Genomic DNA, 24,349 nt, shown 5'->3' on the forward strand with positions numbered 1-24,349 from the left:
ATGGATCGTACAGCATTAGTGCCACTCGGTAATCAAGTCGTCGTAATAGGTTTGGATGGGCAGCTGAGAGTCCTTGCAGAAGGACAGCAGCCTCTACCAGGTGAAGTGATAGTGGCAATGACAGATGCTGCGCCTCAAGACCTGAAAATTCAGCTTGCTCAAGAGCAAGGTTTAAAAGATATTTCAGACGATGTAGCACAGATTATTAGTGCTATTGAGCAAGGTCAAGACCCTTCTGCTATTGATGAAGAACTCGCACCTGCAGCGGGTGAAAATAGTGGCTCCAGTTTGCAAAATAGTGCCACGATTGTACGAGATGGTACTGAAGTGCTAGCCTCAACAAACTTTGAAACTATTGGCCTAGAATCCCTCGGCTTATCTGAAACACAAGCGTTGACCTTAAATGACTTCTTCACAACAGGTATCGAGACAAGTGGGGATGGCTCAAGTAAGCCACTTACTAATTCTCCAGTGACATTAAGCGCTGTTGAGGAAGATAGCGATCCAATCACGATAACTACTGAAGAATTACTATCTAATGTCAATATTGATGATGCCGATACTCTTGTCATTACAAACGTCACTATTGAGAGTGGGAATGGCACCTTAATTGATAACAGCGATGGATCTTGGACTTACATTCCAGAGGCTGACGATGACACTGAAGTGTCATTCTCCTATGACATTATTGATAACGATGGCGGTGTTATTAATGGCACTGCTAACTTAGATATTACGCCTGTTAATGACGCGCCAATAGCAACTAATGATGCGATTCAAACTGACGAGGATTCCCAGGTTGTAATTGATGTGCTCGCTAACGACAGTGATATTGAAGGTGATGATTTAATCATTACCTCTGCTTCTGTACCAGAAGAGCAAGGTATCGTTGAGATTATCGATGGTAAGCTTGTTTTCACTCCGGCTGAAAATTTCAACGGTAATGCAACGATTAGCTACACCATCTCAGATGGTGAGTTAGAGGATGAAGCTCAAGTTTCGGTAACAGTAAACTCAGTTAACGATGCGCCTATTGCCTCTAATGATACAACAATTACAGAGGAAGATAGCTCAGTAACGATTGATGTCCTGCCAAACGACACCGATATTGATGGCGATACGCTGTCGATTGAATCGGCGTCCGTACCTGAAGCGCAAGGCACAGTCGAGATTGTTGATGGCAAACTGGTCTTCACACCGGCTGAGAACTTCCATGGCGATGCTGAAATTACTTACACCGTGACCGATGGTGCACTGACCGACCAAGCGACGGTTAACGTCACGGTGAATGCGGTGAACGACGCGCCTGTGGTTGAAAGCAGCATTGCAGACCAAACCTTGGCGGAAGACTTTACGCCATACACCATCAATCTAAATACGGCCTTCAGTGATGTGGATAACGTGGATGGCGAGTTAACGTTTAGCGTCTCTGGCAACAGCAACATTCAAGTGGCGATCGTCAACGGTATTGCTACGTTCACTCCAACCGCAGACTGGAACGGCTCAGAAATCCTAACGTTTACGGCGACCGATCCAAGCGGCGAGAGCGTTAGCCAAACGGTGAACTTCACAGTAGTCCCTGTGGCGGACATCGTGGCAGACAACGCGACGGTCGTGGAAGACACGCCAACCATCATCAAGGTCTTAGATAACGACACGTTCGAAGGCGACGACAAAGTGGTGTCGCTGGATACCAATAACGGTCCAGCCAACGGCACGGTCTCGGTCAACCCGGACGGCAGCGTCACTTATACACCAAACGACAACTTCCACGGGACAGACAGCTTCACGTACATCGTTACGTCGGGTGGGGTCAGTGAGTCCACCACGGTGAACGTCGATGTGACGCCAGTGAATGACGCGCCAGTGGCAAAAGATGATACCGCTGTCACTGACGAAGACACGCCAGTGACGATTGATGTCCTACCAAACGATACTGACATCGATGGTGATACGTTAAGCATTGATTCGGCGTCTGTGCCGAGTGACCAAGGTACAGTTGAAATTGTTGACGGCAAGTTGGTGTTCACACCGGCCGAGAACTTCCATGGTGACGCTGAAATTACTTACACCGTCACCGATGGTGCACTGACTGACCAAGCGACGGTCAACGTCACCGTGAATGCGGTGAACGACACGCCTGTGGTTGAAAGTAGCATTGCAGACCAAACCTTGGCGGAAGATTTTACGCCATACAGCATCGATCTAAATACCGCTTTCAGTGATGTGGATAATATGGATGGCGAGCTGAGCTTCAGTGTCTCTGGCAACAGCAACATTCAAGTGGCAATCGTCAATGGGATTGCTACGTTCACTCCAACCGCAGACTGGAATGGCTCAGAAACCCTAACCTTTACCGCCACCGATCCAAGCGGTGAAAGCGTTAGCCAAACGGTGAACTTCACAGTGGCGCCTGTGGCAGATATTGAATCTGACCGCGCGACGGTTGTGGAAGACACGCCGACCATCATTAAGGTCTTAGGTAACGACACGTTCGAAGGCAACGACAAAGTGGTGTCGCTGGATACCAATAACGGTCCAGCAAACGGCACGGTCTCGGTCAACCCGGATGGCAGCGTCACTTACACGCCAAACGACAACTTCCACGGGGCAGACAGCTTCACCTACATCGTCACCTCCGGTGGGGTATCGGAGTTCACCACGGTGAACGTCGATGTCACATCAGTCAACGATGCACCAGTGGCGACCAATGACAATGCCGTTACTGACGAAGACACGCCAGTGACGATTGATGTCCTGCCAAACGACACCGACATCGACGGCGATAAGTTGTCTATCCAATCAGCGTCCGTGCCGAGTGACCAAGGTACAGTTGAAATTATTGATGGAAAACTGGTCTTCACACCGGCCGAGAACTTCCATGGTGACGCTGAAATCACTTACACCGTTAGCGATGGTGCACTGACTGACCAAGCAACGGTCAACGTCACCGTGAATGCGGTGAACGACACGCCTGTGGTTGAAAGCAACATTGCAGACCAAACCTTGGCGGAAGATTTTACGCCATACAGCATCGATCTAAATACCGCTTTCAGCGATGTAGATAACGTGGATGGCGATCTGACCTTCAGCGTCTCCGGCAACAGCAACATTCAAGTGGCGATCGTCAACGGTATTGCTACGTTCACTCCAACCGCGGACTGGAACGGCTCAGAAGCGTTGACGTTTACCGCCACCGATCCAGGCGGTGAAAGCGTTAGCCAAACGGTGAACTTCGCGGTAGCCCCTGTGGCGGACATCGTGGCAGACAAAGCGACGGTTGTGGAAGACACGCCGACCATCATTAAGGTCTTAGGTAACGACACGTTCGAAGGCGACGATAAAGTGGTGTCGCTGGATACCAATAACGGTCCAGCAAACGGCACGGTCTCGGTCAACCCGGATGGCAGCGTCACTTACACGCCAAACGACAACTTCCACGGGGCAGACAGCTTCACCTACATCGTCACCTCCGGTGGGGTATCGGAATTCACCACGGTGAACGTCGATGTCACACCAGTCAACGATGCACCAGTGGCGACCAATGACAATGCCGTTACTGACGAAGACACGCCAGTGACGATTGATGTCCTGCCAAACGACACCGACATCGACGGCGATAAGTTGTCTATCCAATCAGCGTCCGTGCCGAGTGACCAAGGGACAGTTGAGATTGTTGATGGTAAATTGGTCTTCACTCCAGCTGAGAACTTCAATGGCGACGCTGCAATCACTTACACCATCACCGATGGTTCGCTGACTGACCAAGCGACGGTCAACGTCACCGTGAATGCGGTGAACGACGCGCCTGTGGTTGAAAGCAGCATTGCAGACCAAGCCTTGGCGGAAGACTTTACGCCATACAGCATCGATCTAAATACCGCTTTCAGCGATGTGGATAACGTGGATGGCGATCTGAGCTTCAGCGTTTCTGGTAATAGCAACATTCAAGTGGCGATCGTCAATGGGATTGCTACGTTCACTCCAACGGCAGACTGGAACGGCTCAGAAGCGCTGACGTTTACGGCTACCGATCCAAGCGGTGAAAGCGTCAGCCAAACGGTGAACTTCACAGTTGCGCCTGTGGCGGACATCGTGGCAGACAACGCGACGGTTGTGGAAGACACGCCAACCATCATTAAGGTCTTAGATAACGATACGTTCGAAGGCGACGACAAAGTGGTGTCGCTGGATACCAATAACGGACCAGCTAACGGCACGGTCTCGGTCAACCCGGATGGCAGCGTAACCTACACGCCAAACGACAACTTCCACGGCACAGACAGCTTCACCTACATCGTCACCTCAGGTGGGGTATCGGAGTCCACCACGGTGAACGTCGATGTGACGCCAGTGAACGATGCGCCAGTGGCGACCAATGACAATGCCGTTACTGACGAAGACACGCCAGTGACGATTGATGTCCTACCAAACGACACCGATATTGATGGCGATAAGTTGTCTATCCAATCGGCGTCTGTACCTGAAGCGCAAGGCACAGTTGAGATTGTTGATGGAAAATTGGTCTTTACACCGGCCGAGAACTTCCATGGTGACGCCGAAATCACTTACACCGTGACCGATGGTGCACTGACCGACCAAGCGACGGTCAACGTCACCGTGAATGCGGTGAACGACACGCCTGTGGTTGAAAGTAGCATTGCAGACCAAACCTTGGCGGAAGACTTTACGCCATACACCATCAATCTAAATACGGCCTTCAGTGATGTGGATAACGTGGATGGTGAGTTAACGTTTAGCGTCTCTGGCAACAGCAACATTCAAGTGGCGATCGTCAATGGGATTGCTACGTTCACTCCAACGGCAGACTGGAACGGCTCAGAAGCGCTGACGTTTACGGCTACCGATCCAAGCGGCGAGAGCGTTAGCCAAACGGTGAACTTCACAGTAGCGCCAGTGGCAGATATTGAATCTGACCGCGCGACGGTTGTGGAAGACACACCAACCATCATCAAGGTTTTAGGTAACGACACGTTCGAAGGCGACGACAAAGTGGTGTCGCTCGATAGCAATAACGGTCCAGCCAACGGCACGGTCTCGGTCAACCCGGACGGCAGCGTCACTTACACGCCAAACGACAACTTCCACGGCACAGACAGCTTCACTTACATCGTTACGTCAGGTGGGGTGTCAGAGTCCACCACGGTGAACGTCGATGTGACGCCAGTGAACGATGCGCCAGTGGCGACCAATGACAATGCCGTTACTGACGAAGACACGCCAGTGACGATTGATGTCCTGCCAAACGACACCGATATTGATGGTGATACGCTGTCTATCCAATCGGCGTCTGTACCTGAAGCACAAGGTAAAGTCGAAATTGTTGATGGCAAATTGGTGTTCACACCAGCTGAGAACTTCCATGGCGATGCTGAAATCACTTACACCGTTACCGATGGTTCACTGACTGACCAAGCGACGGTCAACGTCACCGTGAATGCGGTGAACGACACGCCTGTGGTTGAAAGTAGCATTGCAGACCAAACCTTGGCGGAAGATTTCACCCCATACAGCATCGATCTGAATACCGCTTTCAGCGATGTAGATAACGTCGATGGCGATCTGACCTTCAGCGTCTCTGGTAACAGCAACATTCAAGTGGCGATCGTCAATGGCATTGCTACGTTCACTCCAACCGCAGACTGGAATGGCTCAGAAACCCTAACCTTTACCGCCACCGATCCAAGCGGTGAAAGCGTTAGCCAAACGGTGAACTTCACAGTAGCGCCTGTGGCAGATATTGAATCTGACCGCGCGACGGTTGTGGAAGACACACCAACCATCATCAAGGTTTTAGGTAACGACACGTTCGAAGGCGACGACAAAGTGGTGTCGCTCGATAGCAATAACGGTCCAGCCAACGGCACGGTCTCGGTCAACCCGGACGGCAGCGTCACTTACACGCCAAACGACAACTTCCACGGTACAGACAGCTTCACGTACATCGTTACCTCCGGTGGGGTATCGGAATTCACCACGGTGAACGTCGATGTGACGCCAGTGAATGACGCGCCAGTGGCGACCAATGACAATGCCGTTACTGACGAAGACACGCCAGTGACGATTGATGTTCTGCCAAACGATACTGATATTGATGGTGATACGCTGTCGATTGAATCGGCGTCTGTACCTGAAGCACAAGGTAAAGTCGAAATTGTTGATGGCAAATTGGTGTTCACACCAGCTGAGAACTTCCATGGCGATGCTGAAATCACTTACACCGTTACCGATGGTTCACTGACTGACCAAGCGACGGTCAACGTCACCGTGAATGCGGTGAACGACACGCCTGTGGTTGAAAGTAGCATTGCAGACCAAACCTTGGCGGAAGACTTTACGCCATACAGCATCGATCTGAATACGGCCTTCAGTGATGTGGATAACGTGGATGGCGAGTTAACGTTTAGCGTCTCTGGTAATAGCAACATTCAAGTGGCGATCGTCAATGGTATTGCTACGTTCACTCCAACGGCAGACTGGAACGGCTCAGAAGCATTGACGTTTACGGCGACCGATCCAAGCGGCGAAAGCGTTAGCCAAACGGTGAACTTCACGGTTGCGCCTGTGGCGGACATCGTGGCAGACAACGCGACGGTTGTGGAAGACACGCCAACCATCATCAAGGTCTTAGATAACGACACGTTCGAAGGCGACGATAAAGTGGTGTCGCTGGATACCAATAACGGTCCAGCCAACGGCACGGTCTCGGTCAACCCGGACGGCAGCGTCACTTATACACCAAACGACAACTTCCACGGGACAGACAGCTTCACGTACATCGTTACGTCGGGTGGGGTCAGTGAGTCCACCACGGTGAACGTCGATGTGACGCCAGTGAATGACGCGCCAGTGGCAAAAGATGATACCGCTGTCACTGACGAAGACACGCCAGTGACGATTGATGTCCTGCCAAACGACACCGATATTGATGGTGATACGCTGTCTATCCAATCGGCGTCTGTACCTGAAGCACAAGGTAAAGTCGAAATTGTTGATGGCAAATTGGTGTTCACACCAGCTGAGAACTTCCATGGCGATGCTGAAATCACTTACACCGTTACCGATGGTGCACTGACTGACCAAGCGACGGTCAACGTCACCGTGAATGCGGTGAACGACACGCCCGTGGTTGAAAGCAGCATTGCAGACCAAACCTTGGCAGAAGACTTTACGCCATACAGCATCGATCTGAATACGGCCTTCAGCGATGTGGATAACGTGGATGGCGAGCTGAGCTTCAGCGTTTCTGGCAACAACAACGTGTTGGTGTCGATTGAAAATGGCATTGCGACCATTAGCCCAACTGCGGACTGGAACGGCTCTGAAGCGTTGACGTTTACGGCCACCGATCCAAGCGGCGAAAGCGTCAGCCAAACGGTGAACTTCACGGTAGCGCCTGTGGCGGACATCGTGGCAGACAACGCGACGGTTGTGGAAGATACGCCAACCATCATTAAGGTCTTAGGTAACGATACGTTTGAAGGCGACGACAAAGTGGTGTCGCTGGATACCAATAACGGCCCAGCCAACGGCACGGTCTCAGTCAACCCGGATGGCAGCGTGACCTACACGCCGAACGATAACTACCACGGGACAGACAGCTTCACGTACATCGTCACGTCGGGTGGGGTCAGTGAGTCCACCACGGTGAACGTCGATGTCACACCAGTGAATGATGCGCCAGTGGCGACCAATGACACGGCGATTACTGATGAAGATACGCCAGTGACGATTGATGTCCTGCCAAACGATACTGACATCGATGGCGATACGCTGTCTATCCAATCGGCGTCTGTGCCGAGTGACCAAGGCACAGTTGAGATTGTTGATGGTAAATTGGTCTTCACGCCAGCCGAGAACTTCCATGGCGACGCCGAAATCACTTACACGGTTACTGATGGTTCACTGACTGACCAAGCGACGGTCAACGTCACCGTGAATGCGGTGAACGACGCGCCTGTGGTTGAAAGCAGCATTGCAGACCAAGCCTTGGCGGAAGACTTTACGCCATACAGCATCGATCTAAATACCGCTTTCAGCGATGTGGATAACGCCGATGGTGAGTTAACGTTTAGCGTCTCTGGTAATAGCAACATTCAAGTGGCGGTCGTCAACGGTATTGCTACGTTCACTCCAACCGCGGACTGGAACGGCTCAGAAGCGCTGACGTTTACGGCCACCGATCCAAGCGGTGAAAGCGTTAGCCAAACGGTGAACTTCACGGTTACCCCTGTGGCGGACATCGTGGCAGATAAAGCGACGGTTGTGGAAGATACGCCAACCATCATTAAGGTCTTAGCTAACGACACGTTTGAAGGCGACGACAAAGTGGTGTCGCTGGATACCAATAACGGTCCAGCGAACGGCACGGTCTCGGTCAACCCAGATGGCAGCGTAACCTACACGCCAAACGACAACTTCCACGGTACAGATAGCTTCACCTACATCGTCACGTCCGGTGGGGTATCAGAGTCCACCACGGTGAACGTCGATGTGACGCCAGTCAACGATGCGCCAGTGGCAAACGATGATACCGCTGTCACTGACGAAGACACGCCAGTGACGATTGATGTCCTACCAAACGACACCGATATTGATGGCGATACGCTGTCTATCCAATCGGCTTCCGTACCTGAAACACAAGGTACAGTTGAGATCGTTGATGGCAAACTGGTCTTCACACCGGCCGAGAACTTCCATGGCGACGCTGAAATCACTTACACCATCACCGATGGTGCACTGACTGACCAAGCGACGGTCAACGTCACCGTGAATGCGGTGAACGACACGCCTGTGGTTGAAAGCAACATTGCAGACCAAACCTTGGCGGAAGATTTTACGCCATACAGCATCGATCTAAATACTGCTTTCAGCGATGTGGATAACGTGGATGGCGAGTTAACGTTTAGCGTCTCTGGCAACAGCAACGTGTTGGTGTCGATTGAAAATGGCATCGCGACCATTAGCCCAACGGCAGACTGGAACGGCTCTGAAGCGTTGACCTTTACTGCCACCGATCCAAGCGGCGAAAGCGTTAGCCAAACGGTGAACTTCACAGTGGCGCCAGTGGCGGATATCGTGGCAGATAAAGCGACGGTTGTGGAAGATACGCCAACCATCATTAAGGTCTTAGGTAACGACACGTTCGAAGGCAACGACAAAGTGGTGTCGCTGGATAGCAATAACGGCCCAGCGAACGGCACGGTCTCGGTCAACCCGGACGGCAGCGTGACTTACACGCCAAACGACAACTTCCACGGTACAGATAGCTTCACCTACATCGTCACCTCCGGTGGGGTATCGGAGTCCACCACGGTGAACGTCGATGTGACGCCAGTCAATGACGCGCCAGTGGCAAACGATGACGCGGCCACAACACAAGAAGATACCGCTGTCACGATTGATGTCCTGCCAAACGACACCGATATTGATGGTGATACGCTGTCTATCCAATCAGCGTCCGTACCTGAAACACAAGGTACAGTCGAAATTATTGATGGAAAACTGGTGTTCACACCGGCTGAGAACTTCCATGGTGACGCCGAAATTACTTACACCGTCACCGATGGTGCACTGACTGACCAAGCAACGGTCAACGTCACCGTGAATGCGGTGAACGACACGCCTGTGGTTGAAAGCAGCATTGCAGACCAAGCCTTGGCGGAAGACTTTACGCCATACAGCATCGATCTAAATACCGCTTTCAGCGATGTGGATAACGTGGATGGCGAGTTAACGTTTAGCGTCTCTGGCAACAGCAACGTGTTGGTGTCGATTGAAAATGGCATCGCGACCATTAGCCCAACGGCAGACTGGAACGGCTCTGAAGCGTTGACCTTTACGGCGACCGATCCAAGCGGCGAAAGCGTTAGCCAAACGGTGAACTTCACAGTGGCGCCAGTGGCGGACATCGTGGCAGACAACGCGACGGTTGTGGAAGACACGCCGACCATCATCAAGGTCTTAGGTAACGACACGTTTGAAGGCGACGATAAAGTGGTGTCGCTGGATAGCAATAACGGTCCAGCTAACGGCACGGTCTCGGTCAACCCGGACGGCAGCGTGACTTACACGCCAAACGACAACTTCCACGGTACAGATAGCTTCACCTACATCGTCACCTCCGGTGGGGTATCGGAGTCCACCACGGTGAACGTCGATGTGACGCCAGTCAATGACGCGCCAGTGGCAAACGATGACGCGGCCACAACACAAGAAGATACCGCTGTCACGATTGATGTCCTGCCAAACGACACCGATATTGATGGTGATACGCTGTCTATCCAATCAGCGTCCGTACCTGAAACACAAGGTACAGTCGAAATTATTGATGGAAAACTGGTGTTCACACCGGCTGAGAACTTCCATGGTGACGCCGAAATTACTTACACCGTCACCGATGGTGCACTGACTGACCAAGCAACGGTCAACGTCACCGTGAATGCGGTGAACGACACGCCTGTGGTTGAAAGCAGCATTGCAGACCAAGCCTTGGCGGAAGACTTTACGCCATACAGCATCGATCTAAATACCGCTTTCAGCGATGTGGATAACGTGGATGGCGAGTTAACGTTTAGCGTCTCTGGCAACAGCAACGTGTTGGTGTCGATTGAAAATGGCATCGCGACCATTAGCCCAACGGCAGACTGGAACGGCTCTGAAGCGTTGACCTTTACGGCGACCGATCCAAGCGGCGAAAGCGTTAGCCAAACGGTGAACTTCACAGTGGCGCCAGTGGCGGACATCGTGGCAGACAACGCGACGGTTGTGGAAGACACGCCGACCATCATCAAGGTCTTAGGTAACGACACGTTTGAAGGCGACGATAAAGTGGTGTCGCTGGATAGCAATAACGGTCCAGCTAACGGCACGGTCTCGGTCAACCCAGATGGCAGCGTCACTTACACGCCAAACGACAACTACCACGGTACAGACAGCTTTACCTACATCGTTACGTCTGGGGGCGTCAGTGAATCCACCACGGTGAACGTCGATGTCACACCAGTGAACGACGCGCCAGTGGCGACCAATGACAATGCCGTTACTGACGAAGACACGCCAGTGACGATTGATGTTCTGCCAAACGATACTGATATTGATGGTGATACGCTGTCTATCCAATCGGCGTCTGTACCTGAAGCACAAGGTAAAGTCGAAATTATTGATGGAAAACTGGTGTTCACACCGGCTGAGAACTTCCATGGTGACGCCGAAATTACTTACACCGTCACCGATGGTGCACTGACTGACCAAGCAACGGTCAACGTCACCGTGAATGCGGTGAACGACACGCCTGTGGTTGAAAGCAGCATTGCAGACCAAGCCTTGGCGGAAGACTTTACGCCATACAGCATCGATCTAAATACCGCTTTCAGCGATGTGGATAACGTGGATGGCGAGTTAACGTTTAGCGTTTCTGGTAATAGCAACATTCAAGTGGCGATCGTCAATGGCATTGCTACGTTCACTCCAACCGCAGACTGGAATGGCTCAGAAACCCTAACCTTTACCGCCACCGATCCAAGCGGTGAAAGCGTCAGCCAAACGGTGAACTTCATAGTATCGCCAGTGGCGGACATTGTGGCAGACAACGCGACGGTTGTGGAAGACACACCAACCATCATCAAGGTTTTAGGTAACGACACGTTCGAAGGCGACGATAAAGTGGTGTCGCTGGATACCAATAACGGTCCAGCCAACGGTACGGTCTCGGTCAACCCGGATGGCAGCGTCACTTACACGCCAAACGACAACTACCACGGTACAGACAGCTTTACCTACATCGTTACGTCCGGTGGGGTATCGGAGTCCACCACGGTGAACGTCGATGTCACACCAGTGAATGATGCGCCAGTGGCAAACGATGACGCGGCAACAACACAAGAAGATACCGCTGTTACGATTGATGTCTTGCCAAACGATACTGACATCGATGGTGATACGTTAAGCATTGATTCGGCATCTGTGCCGAGTGACCAAGGGACAGTCGAGATTGTTGACGGCAAACTGGTGTTCACACCGGCCGAGAACTTCCATGGTGACGCCCAAATCACTTACACCGTTAGCGATGGTTCACTGACTGACCAAGCGACGGTCAACGTCACCGTGAATGCGGTGAACGACACGCCTGTGGTTGAAAGCAACATTGCAGACCAAACCTTGGCGGAAGACTTTACGCCATACAGCATCGATCTAAATACTGCGTTCAGCGACGTGGATAACGTGGATGGCGAGCTGAGCTTCAGCGTTTCTGGTAATAGCAACATTCAAGTGGCGATCGTCAATGGCATTGCTACGTTCACTCCAACCGCGGACTGGAACGGCTCAGAAGCATTGACCTTTACGGCTACCGATCCAAGCGGAGAGAGCGTTAGCCAAACGGTGAACTTCACGGTAGCGCCTGTGGCGGACATCGTGGCAGACAACGCGACGGTTGTGGAAGATACGCCAACCATCATCAAGGTCTTAGGTAACGACACGTTCGAAGGCGACGACAAAGTGGTGTCGCTGGATACCAATAACGGTCCAGCCAACGGCACGGTCTCGGTCAACCCGGACGGCAGCGTCACTTATACACCAAACGACAACTTCCACGGGACAGACAGCTTCACGTACATCGTCACGTCGGGTGGGGTCAGTGAGTCCACCACGGTGAACGTCGATGTGACGCCAGTGAATGACGCGCCAGTGGCAAAAGATGATACCGCTGTCACTGACGAAGACACGCCAGTGACGATTGATGTCCTACCAAACGATACTGACATCGATGGTGATACGTTAAGCATTGATTCGGCGTCTGTGCCGAGTGACCAAGGGACAGTTGAAATTGTTGACGGCAAGTTGGTGTTCACACCGGCCGAGAACTTCCATGGTGACGCTGAAATTACTTACACCGTCACCGATGGTGCACTGACCGACCAAGCGACGGTTAACGTCACGGTGAATGCGGTGAACGACGCGCCTGTGGTTGAAAGCAGCATTGCAGACCAAACCTTGGCGGAAGACTTTACGCCATACACCATCAATCTAAATACGGCCTTCAGCGATGTGGATAACGCCGATGGTGAGTTAACGTTTAGTGTCTCTGGCAACAGCAACATTCAAGTGGCGATCGTCAATGGCATTGCTACGTTCACTCCAACCGCAGACTGGAACGGCTCAGAGAGCCTAACCTTTACGGCTACCGATCCAAGCGGCGAGAGCGTTAGCCAAACGGTGAACTTCACAGTAGCGCCTGTGGCGGACATCGTGGCAGACAAAGCGACGGTCGTGGAAGACACGCCGACCATCATCAAGGTCTTAGATAACGACACGTTCGAAGGCGACGACAAAGTGGTGTCGCTGGATACCAACAACGGTCCAGCCAACGGTACGGTCTCGGTCAACCCGGACGGCAGTGTGACCTACACGCCAAACGACAACTACCACGGTACAGACAGCTTCACCTACATCGTCACGTCGGGTGGGGTCAGTGAGTCCACCGCGGTGAACGTCGATGTCACGCCAGTCAATGACGCGCCAGTGGCGACCAATGACAATGCCGTTACTGACGAAGACACGCCAGTGACGATTGATGTCCTGCCAAACGATACTGACATCGATGGTGATACGTTAAGCATTGATTCGGCGTCTGTGCCGAGTGAGCAAGGGACAGTTGAGATCGTTGATGGCAAACTGGTCTTCACACCGGCCGAGAACTTCCATGGTGACGCTGAAATTACTTACACCGTCACCGATGGTGCACTGACTGACCAAGCGACGGTTAACGTCACTGTGAATGCGGTGAACGACGCGCCTGTGGTTGAAAGCAACATTGCAGACCAAACCTTGGCGGAAGATTTTACGCCATACAGCATCGATCTGAATACCGCTTTCAGCGATGTGGATAACGCCGATGGTGAGTTAACGTTTAGTGTCTCTGGCAACAGCAACATTCAAGTGGCGATCGTCAATGGCATTGCTACGTTCACTCCAACCGCAGACTGGAATGGCTCAGAAAACCTAACGTTTACCGCTACCGATCAAAGCGGAGAAAGCGTCAGCCAAACGGTGAACTTCACGGTAGCGCCTGTGGCTGACATTGTGGCAGACAACGCGACGGTTGTGGAAGACACGCCGACCATCATCAAGGTCTTAGATAACGACACGTTCGAAGGCAACGACAAAGTGGTGTCGCTGGATACCAACAATGGACCAGCCAACGGCACGGTCTCGGTCAACCCGGACGGCAGCGTCACTTACACGCCGAACGACAACTACCACGGTACAGACAGCTTCACCTACATCGTTACGTCAGGAGGGGTATCAGAGTCCACCACGGTGAACGTCGATGTCACGCCAATGAACGATGCGCCAGTGGCAAACGATGACACCGCTATCACTGACGAAGACACGCCAGTGACGATTGATGTCCTGCCAAACGACACTGATATTGATGGTGATACGCTGTCTATCCAATCGGCGTCCGTGCCGAGTGACCAAGGGACAGTCGAGATTGTTGACGGCAAACTGGTCTTCACACCGGCAGAGAACTTCCATGGCGACGCCGAAATCACTTACACGGTTACTGATGGTGCACTGACTGACCAAGCGACGGTCAACGTCACCGTGAATGCGGTGAACGACGCGCCTGTGGTTGAAAGCAGCATTGCAGACCAAGCCTTGGCGGAAGACTTTACGCCATACAGCATCGATCTAAATACCGCTTTCAGCGATGTGGATAACGTGGATGGCGATCTGACCTTCAGTGTCTCCGGCAACAGCAACATTCAAGTGGCGATCGTCAATGGCATTGCTACGTTCACTCCAACCGCAGACTGGAACGGCTCTGAAGCGTTGACCTTTACCGCCACCGATCCAAGCAGCGAAAGCGTTAGCCAAACTGTGAACTTCACAGTTGCGCCTGTGGCAGATATTGAATCTGACCGCGCGACGGTTGTGGAAGACACACCAACCATCATTAAGGTTTTAGGTAACGACACGTTCGAAGGCGACGACAAAGTGGTGTCGCTGGATACCAATAACGGTCCAGCGAACGGCACGGTCTCGGTCAACCCGGATGGCAGCGTCACTTACACGCCGAATGACAACTACCATGGGGCTGACAGCTTCACCTACATCGTTACGTCGGGTGGGGTATCAGAGTCCACCACGGTGAACGTCGATGTCACACCAGTCAACGATGCGCCAGTGGCAAACGATGATACCGCTGTTACTGACGAAGACACGCCAGTGACGATTGATGTCCTACCAAACGACACCGACATTGATGGCGATACGTTAAGCATTGATTCGGCGTCTGTGCCGAGTGACCAAGGTAAAGTCGAAATTATTGATGGAAAACTGGTCTTCACACCGGCTGAGAACTTCCATGGTGACGCTGAAATCACTTACACGATTACTGATGGTGCACTGACTGACCAAGCGACGGTCAACGTCACCGTGAATGCGGTGAACGACACGCCTGTGGTTGAAAGCAACCTCGCAGACCAAGCCTTGGCAGAAGACTTTACGCCATACAGCATCGATCTAAATACCGCGTTCAGCGACGTGGATAACGTGGATGGCGAGTTAACGTTTAGCGTCTCTGGCAACAGCAACGTGTTGGTGTCGATTGAAAATGGCATCGCGACCATTAGCCCAACGGCAGACTGGAACGGCTCTGAAGCGTTGACGTTTACGGCCACCGATCCAAGCGGCGAAAGCGTTAGCCAAACGGTGAACTTTACGGTTGCGCCTGTGGCGGACATCGTGGCAGACAAAGCGACGGTTGTGGAAGACACGCCGACCATCATTAAGGTTTTAGGTAACGACACGTTCGAAGGCAACGACAAAGTGGTGTCGCTGGATACCAACAATGGTCCAGCTAACGGCACGGTCTCGGTCAACCCGGACGGCAGCGTGACCTACACGCCAAACGACAACTACCACGGTACAGACAGCTTCACCTACATCGTCACGTCGGGTGGGGTCAGTGAGTCCACCACGGTGAACGTCGATGTGACGCCAGTCAACGATGCGCCAGTGGCGACCAATGACAATGCCGTTACTGACGAAGATACACCAGTGACGATTGATGTTCTGCCAAACGATACTGACATCGATGGTGATACATTACGTATTGACTCGGCATCTGTGCCGAGTGACCAAGGGACAGTCGAGATCGTTGACGGCAAACTGGTGTTCACACCGGCTGAGAACTTCCATGGTGACGCTGAAATCACTTACACCGTTACCGATGGCTCGCTGACTGACCAAGCGACGGTCAACGTCACCGTGAATGCGGTGAACGACACGCCTGTGGTTGAAAGCAACCTCGCAGACCAAACCTTGGCGGAAGACTTTACGCCATACAGCATCGATCTAAATACCGCTTTCAGTGATGTGGATAACGTAGATGGCGAGCTGAGCTTCAGTGTCTCTGGCAACAGCAACATTCAAGTGGCGATCGTCAATGGGATTGCTACGTTCACTCCAACCGCAGACTGGAACGGCTCAGAAACCCTAACCTTTACCGCCACCGATCCAAGCGGTGAAAGCGTTAGTCAAACGGTGAACTTCACAGTAGCGCCTGTGGCAGACATCGTGGCAGACAACGCGACGGTTGTGGAAGATACGCCAACCATCATTAAGGTCTTAGATAACGACACGTTCGAAGGCGACGACAAAGTGGTGTCGCTGGATACCAATAACGGACCAGCTAACGGCACGGTCTCGGTCAACCCGGATGGCAGTGTAACCTACACGCCAAACGACAACTACCACGGGACAGACAGCTTTATCTACATCGTTACGTCCGGTGGCGTCAGTGAGTCCACCACGGTGAACGTCGATGTGACGCCAGTCAATGACAAGCCTGACAGTGAGGACTTTACGCATGTGGCCGATGATCAGCTTACGCACGTTGTGTTTGATACCGATACGAAGCCTCTGGGTCGCGGTGACTCTCAAGATCATATCGCGGATGTTGAAGACGACTTAAAAGGCAACGATCTACATGTCCGAATTACTGAACTGCCAACCTCAGGTACGTTGTTCTTTAAAGATAGTGATGGTGAGTTGCACGAAATTAAAGAAGTAAGCGATACGCTTTATGACAAAGACAGCCTTTACTATGAAGCTGATAATGTTGGCTTCTTATTAGGTATCAAAGATCGTCCAAATACGCCTAATGGCTCGGAATCTACAACAGATTTCAATAACTGGGGATTAAGTGAGGATGGTGGTTCATCACATTCCCGTACTGAGCATTTAGCAAATGGAGCTTCTATCACCATTTCTTCTGATAGCGGTGAGCTTGCGCAGTACAACCGCCAGGTGTCACACATCGGCAATGGTATCGCTGACAATGATGGGCAGGGTATTGAGAAAGGTGAAACGATTACGATCGATTTGTCTAATAATCCTGTGGGCAGCGTAAACCTTGGCTTAGATGGATTAGGTGGATTGTTTGATTACGGTGATGACAACGCAGCACTTATTACGGTTACATACTTAGATTCAAATAATGTCCAACAGACTCAAACGTTCGAGTTTTTGAAGCCTGAAGGCAACTTCATGCTATTCCAAGAAACAAGCGTTGGTTATGGGAAAGATCTAGCTCTTCCTGAAGGTTCGGTCATTACTCAGTTAGATTTTTCTACGAAAAATGAAGGGAACTGGGAGTTACGTTATGTAGAAGGTGTACCTGCCGAAGACAGCTTTGGATATGTGGCAGTCGACTCTGAAAATGGCGTTAGCGATCCATCTACAGTCAATATCGTTAATGAAATGCTAGATGGTAATATTGCTGAAAATGGGCCAAGCCTGTCTGTGGTCGGTGATAGCGTGACTGAGGGTGACAATGTCACGTTCTCGGTTGTTCTAAATGAAACCACCAGCACTGCCGTTAAGTACCAAGTTGATATGCTTGCTCAAGGTTCTTCAGTTGATAAGAATGACGTAAATCTATCAAATGCAACCTATACAAATGGTGTTGTTTTCTTAGGTGGTTACTTGATTGTTCCTGCAGGTATAAGTAGCTTCGAAATATCGATTCCGACTATTGATGACTTGGTTGTGGAAAGCAGCGAAACGATCGTTCTTGAGATCGGCGGTGAAACGGGGACGGCAACAGTTCTTGATAATGACAGTACAAAACTTAGCGTAGTAGATGCCGGCGATGTCATTGAAGGAACTGACGCAATATTTACCGTTTTACTCTCTAACCCTGTTCAAGAGGCCGTTGTCGTCAATCTGAAGTCAACAACAAATGATAGCTATACTGCGGAAGATGTTGATTTAGGCACTATGGTAGTGACCTATGTGGATACTCATGGTCAAACTCAAACATTAGATATGGCGCCTAATGGAGACGTTACCATACCTCCAGGTGTCGCTGAAATTAAAGTCGCAGTCCCGACCAAACTAGATAATGTCCATGAAGGTGATGAGAGCTTTGGTCTGACGGTTACGGAAATCGGTAGTGTCACCAGTAATGATATTGCAACTGGTAACGCAAATATTGTGGATTCTGATCCTGCACCTTTAGTTAGTATTAGTGCCGATCAAAACAGCGTAAATGAAGGTGAAACGGCAGGCTTTACGCTGACACTTGATAAAGTTGCAGATGAGAGTGTTACGGTTCATGTCGAATATAGTGGCGTGGCCCAAGATGGAAAAGATTTTGTTGGCGTTCTGAGTGTTGAAGTTCCTGCGGGTCAATCTTCAGCTGCTCTTGACTTACTGACGGTCACCGATGGTATTTATGAGGGCGCAGAATCTTTCACAGTAACCATTAAAGAGGTTGATGGCGCTGATGCGAGCATTGCTTCAAATAACAGCGCAAGTGTTGTGATCGTTGATGCCCAAAGTGCACCGAAAGTGACTATTAGCTCAGATCAATCCTCAGTTGATGAAGGTAGTGATGCAAAATTTATCGTCAACATTGACCAAAAAGCAGATGAAGATGTACTGGTAACATTCACAATCGGAGGGAATGTTGATGACAAAGATTATATTGCTCCAAGTACGTACACAGTCACGATTCCAGCGGGTAAAACGTCGGCGCCGATTGATATAAAAACTCTCGATGATGGTATTTACGAAGATCTTGAAAACCTAACCGTGACTCTAATTGATACGGTTGGTGCAGATTCGACGCTTGCAAGTGACTCGAATGAAGCAACAGTCTCTATTATAGATGCTCAGCACGCTCCAGAGTTTATTTCTGGCGGCGATAGTGCTGGTGACAAACCAAATGATGATGTTTACGACTTCGGGTCAGTTAACGAAAACACGGTGAGTGGGGCCGTTATCGGCACGGTCGTTGCTGAAGATCACGATAATGACGTGCTTGTATACCGCTTTGCAGATGGCTCGAGCACTAATGGTATTTTTGATATCGACCCGACAAGTGGAGAGATTTCATTGAACAAGACAATCGATGATGTTGACTTGGGCGATTATACGCTTCAGGTTGAGGTTATCGATGGAACTGGCGGGATTGATACTGCCGAGGTAAATGTTTCTCTGGTAAATGTGAATGATGCTCCTGAATCTTCGCCTTCAGTGGTTGAGATGAATGAAGATACTCAAGTGATGCTTGATTGGTCATCATTCGGTATTAGCGATGTGGACTCTGATGTATCAGATCTATCCGTCCAAATTACAACGCTTCCTAGCGATGGCTCATTAGAGTACAGAGATTCGCAAGGCGATTGGCAGTCTGTACAAATCGATCAAGTCCTCGATAAATCGCTTTTTGAGGAAAACGGTGTTCGTTTTGTACCTGAATTAAATGAATCAGGCAGTGACAGCTTCGGCGGAAATCAAGTCGGAGATCAGGAATCTAGTTACGCTCAAATTGGTTTTAAACCGACAGATGGGCAGAGCTCTGGTCAAGAGTCGACACTGACAATAGACGTGAACCCTGTAGCTGACAAACCGAACTTAATTGCAGTGACGCCATTAAACTCATTGCCTCAACAAGAGTTTAACGTTACGACATGGAGTAATGTTCAAGTTGGTTCTAGTGATGGTATGGGGGTCAATGGAGAGACTCTAATCTCAGCGATCAACGCTCTTAATGAAGCCGATGGTACTCGATTGAGTTGGGCAAATGTGGAAGATTTAGGGACTCATGCAACCTTGGCAAATGAGGCCGTTCTAGTCACATCTCTTGTTTATCTCGAAGCTGGCTCGAGTTACGACTTTGTCGGTCAAGCCGATGATAGCCTTGCAATTAAGTTGGGTGGTACGTTACTTGATCAAGCTCGTTGGGGGAGCGACAGTGGTGATATTAAGGGAGCTAGCTTTACCCCTTCGGTATCTGGCTTTTATCCAATTGAAATTTATCACCATAACCAAAGTGGTCCGGGTAACTTTAATGTGGATGTATCCATTAATGGACAAGCGCCTGTCAACCTGAGCAATAGTAGTCTTTACGTAGTTAGTGATGAAAGTGCACTAGAAGCAACTGATATCAGAACGTCTGAACTACAAGAAGTTAATGGTGTTGCGTTTTACGAAACATACCAGCTGAACGAAGGGTTACAAGATACAGCGATACCGCTCTCTGAAATTAAAGCAAGCTTAAATGATACAGATGGCTCTGAATCACTTAAAGTCACGCTAACTGGCTTACCTGTAGGTGCGATCCTTTCAGATGGAAATAGTTCTATTACTGTCGCAACTATTGATGAAGAACTGGACGTGACAAGTTGGGCATTAGATGCACTTACTGTGACTCCACCTGCGGGCTCCCATGATGACTTCACTATCAATTTGACTGCAACGAGTACAGAAAGCTCGAATGGTGATTCAGCAGAATCTAACTTGGCGATCAATGTTGTAGTACATGAGAACTTACCGACGGAAACGGAAAGTGATTTGGGCGAAACCATAGAAGACAATACTCTACAAGGGAATGTATTGCTTAATGACTCTGACGGCGACAATATTCTGATGGTAGATCATCTTACTATCGATGGTGCTGATTACGAGGTAGGCGAAAGTGTTTCTTTGACTAGTGGTACGTTACTAGTAAACCGAGATGGTAGTTACATATTTGAACCTGCTGAGCATTGGTCAGGTGACGTTCCATTAATTAGCTATACCACAAATACTGGCGTAACAAATACACTTGATATCAATGTTGTTGCTATCGCAGATGCACCTACGATCACGATCAATGTTGGCGACTTAGTTAAACGAGATGCTATTGATCCAAACCATCACTTAGCTACATCGGCAATAAATAATACCAATACCGAAAATGAGGCTGTCGCAGCCAACCTTGGGTTGGATAATGCAGTACCTAAAATTAATACACACGCTGGTGTTGTGTTGGGAGTCAATACTGACTTAAGTGACACCGACAGCTTGTTTGTTGGGACAGATTTCAACGATGTATTCTATGGTGGCGGTGGCGATGACGTATTTGTTGGCGGTGGTAACAATGATACGTTTTATGGTGATGACGCGACCAGTCTTACTCTGCATGATGGTAAAGATACAGTTTACTTAACAGGGAACTTTGATGACTACAAAATGACCTTCAAAGACGATCATGGCGGTAAAGTTCCATATTGGATTTTATTAGATAGTCGTTCTATCGATTCGGTAAACGATCATACAGGTAGTGATGACCGAGGTGATCATTTATATGAAATTGAACGCGTTGTTTTTGCAGACAAAATTGTTGATTTGAAACCTGATGGCACTTATGAAGTGCTTCAAGATCGCTGGATTTCGGTCGATGTGGATGTTGATCTAGTTGATGTCGATGGAAGTGAGGATTTAGCGCAGACTGCTCTTGTACAAGATCTACCAGACGGTGTTGACGTGTATGTTGATGGGCTCGCAATTAAGCAAGATTCAAATGGAGATTACCCTGTCACTCTTGGTACAGATGGTAAGCTTTCCCTGGATATCAGAGTGCCATTCGATTATGAAGGCAGCTTAGAGTTCCCGCTAAGCGTTACTGCTACGTCTGTTGAAGGATCAAATAATGACGCAGCTTCAACAACTGAATCCGTTGAGCTTACAGCTCGTGACTATGTGTTGGAGTCGGGATCACATGGGAATGATCAGATAACGGGTAGTGACGATCACGATATTATTGTTGGTGATGTTCAAGGATTGGAGATCATTGCAGGTCAGGACTACAACATCGCATTTGTTCTGGATACTTCAGGGAGCATGGGTAACTGGGTAGGAACTGCGAAGCAAGAAGTGCTAGACGTGTTTGATGAGCTGTTAAGTGCGGTAAATCAAGGAGAGAAGCCAGGGACAGTGAATATTCACCTTAGTGAATTTGCTTCAAGTGCATCAGCGGTGATTTCTGTTGACTTGAGTTCTCTTACAGCAAGAAAAGAGTTTGTAGAAGAGTTGAATCGTGTAATTGATGATGAGGGTTCTGGCGGCACAAACTATGAGGCGGGCTTACAGTCGGCCGTTGAATGGTTCAGCAGTCAACCTAACCCTAATGGCCAAAATATCACGTACTTTGTTACGGATGGTCAACCAAATAGAGCAACATACCTCTATGGTGTAGCACCGAGTGAATTCTCGAAAGTGATTTTGGACGTCGATAATTCTGGCAAGCTTGTTACCCTGCAAGATATTGCGAGTAAAAACAATTACTCATACGGACAAACAGTTACCTACAAAGGTGATGTCGTTATAGATAGTTACGGTAAGGTTTATTCACCGCTAACAGGAAGAATCCTTGGCGATATCGACAGATATTATGGCTCTATCCGTTATTACGATGAAGGGAATAGCTCGACACAAGCTCAACACATGTATCAAGTACTAGCGGCATTGTCCTCTATAGAAGCGATAGGTCTTGGGAGTGGCGTTGATGAACATACACTCAAGCAGTATGACACTGATGGTGTGGTAGAGTCAGATATTGATGTTACTAAGCTTGCTGAAACGATATTGGGTCAAGATGTACCTCTCAAACAAGGTTCAGACACTATTCAAGGAGGTGAAGGTAACGATATCTTGTTAGGTGACTTAATTGAGTTTGGTGGTAATGAACAAGGCTTAAGTGCGATTCAATCACATGTGGCGCAGCAAACGGGTCAGGATGTGTCTACCGTTGACGGCGAAGATATACATGAGTACGTTAGAAATAACTTGGAAGAATTCAACCAAACTCACCAAGGAGATAAATCGGATAATTTATATGGCGGCGCTGGTGATGACTTACTATTTGGTCATGGTGGCAACGACATACTCGTTGGCGGTGAAGGGGATGATATTCTGATTGGTGGTTTAGGTAGTGATACTTTAACAGGGTCAGAAGGGGCCGACATCTTTAAGTGGAGTGAAGTCACTAACGATGTTGATACTGTCACTGACTTCAATAAAAATGAAGACGCTGTAGACTTCTCAGATCTGTTTGACGACTTATCTAAAGATGAAATTGGAGAGCTTCTTAATGATCTTCAATCAGGTGATCATACTGGTGATGTCGGAGAGTATCATGTAGAAGTGGCACCAGACGGGGGATCTGAGGCAAACCTGAGTATTACAAAAGGGAGCTCGACATTGGACATCCATTTTGATGGTGCAAGTGTTGATGATGTGACTCAAAGCTTAATTGCGAGTTTAGAAGCTCAGTACAAAGACATGTAGTAGCGCTAAACTGTAGTCAAATTTAAAATCAAAAAAGGTCTAGCAATTTGCTAGACCTTTTATTTTTACGGTCTGTTTATTGTTGTGCTAGCTTTTTGGAAGTGTTGTGAAAACGGTCCATTCTTTCTTCACTTCACCCTTGTGGCCAATCACTGTTGCGGTTACTCGACGGTTCAATGCGTGACTAACTTGGTCTGTACCTTGTGTCGCAAGTACTGTGTCTCCATAGCCGACAATGGTAACTCTATCTCCACTAATGCCGTTCTTCATGAGCTCTTTTCTAACGTTTTCAGCGCGGCGCTTAGATAAGTCAAGATTATGTTCTGCAGTACCAGTGCGACTAGCATAACCTTGAATCTCTATAGACGTGTTCGGGTACTCTTTCAAAAAGTCGGATAGTTCAAGAATTTGTTGCGTAAAGATAGGGTTGATCACATCGGAATCGTTCGCAAATAGTACTCGAATTTGCATTTCTTGTGAGGAGTCAACGTACGAACCGCAACCGTCGTTGTCTATTTCGGCACCCAAAGGTGTACCCGGGCACAAATCTCGCTCGTTAATGACTCCGTCAGAGTCATCATCTATATGGTCAGCCCACTGATCGGCAATTGGGGTATCTATGTAATCATATTCATCACCACGATCTGATGAACTGCATGCTGAGAGCATTAATGAGAGTGTAATAAAAGCTATGTGTTTCATA

2 protein-coding genes are annotated in these 24,349 nt (G+C 49.5%); one reads left to right on the plus strand and one right to left on the minus strand.

The features are described from left to right. Window positions 1–23,646 (plus strand): tandem-95 repeat protein, encoded by a 23,646-nt coding sequence (locus tag J4N43_RS07420; protein WP_286037161.1) that lies wholly within the window; start codon window positions 1–3, stop codon window positions 23,644–23,646. Window positions 23,647–23,733: 87 nt separating this feature from the next. Here J4N43_RS07420 and J4N43_RS07430 read toward each other — a convergent pair whose 3' ends face one another. Then, complete coding sequence (locus J4N43_RS07430) at window positions 23,734–24,348, minus strand: OmpA family protein (protein WP_005377363.1); 615 nt, start codon at window positions 24,346–24,348, stop codon at window positions 23,734–23,736. Window position 24,349 lies beyond the last annotated feature (1 nt).

This window comes from Vibrio sp. SCSIO 43009 (genome assembly GCF_023716525.1).
Taxonomy (GTDB): domain Bacteria; phylum Pseudomonadota; class Gammaproteobacteria; order Enterobacterales; family Vibrionaceae; genus Vibrio; species Vibrio alginolyticus.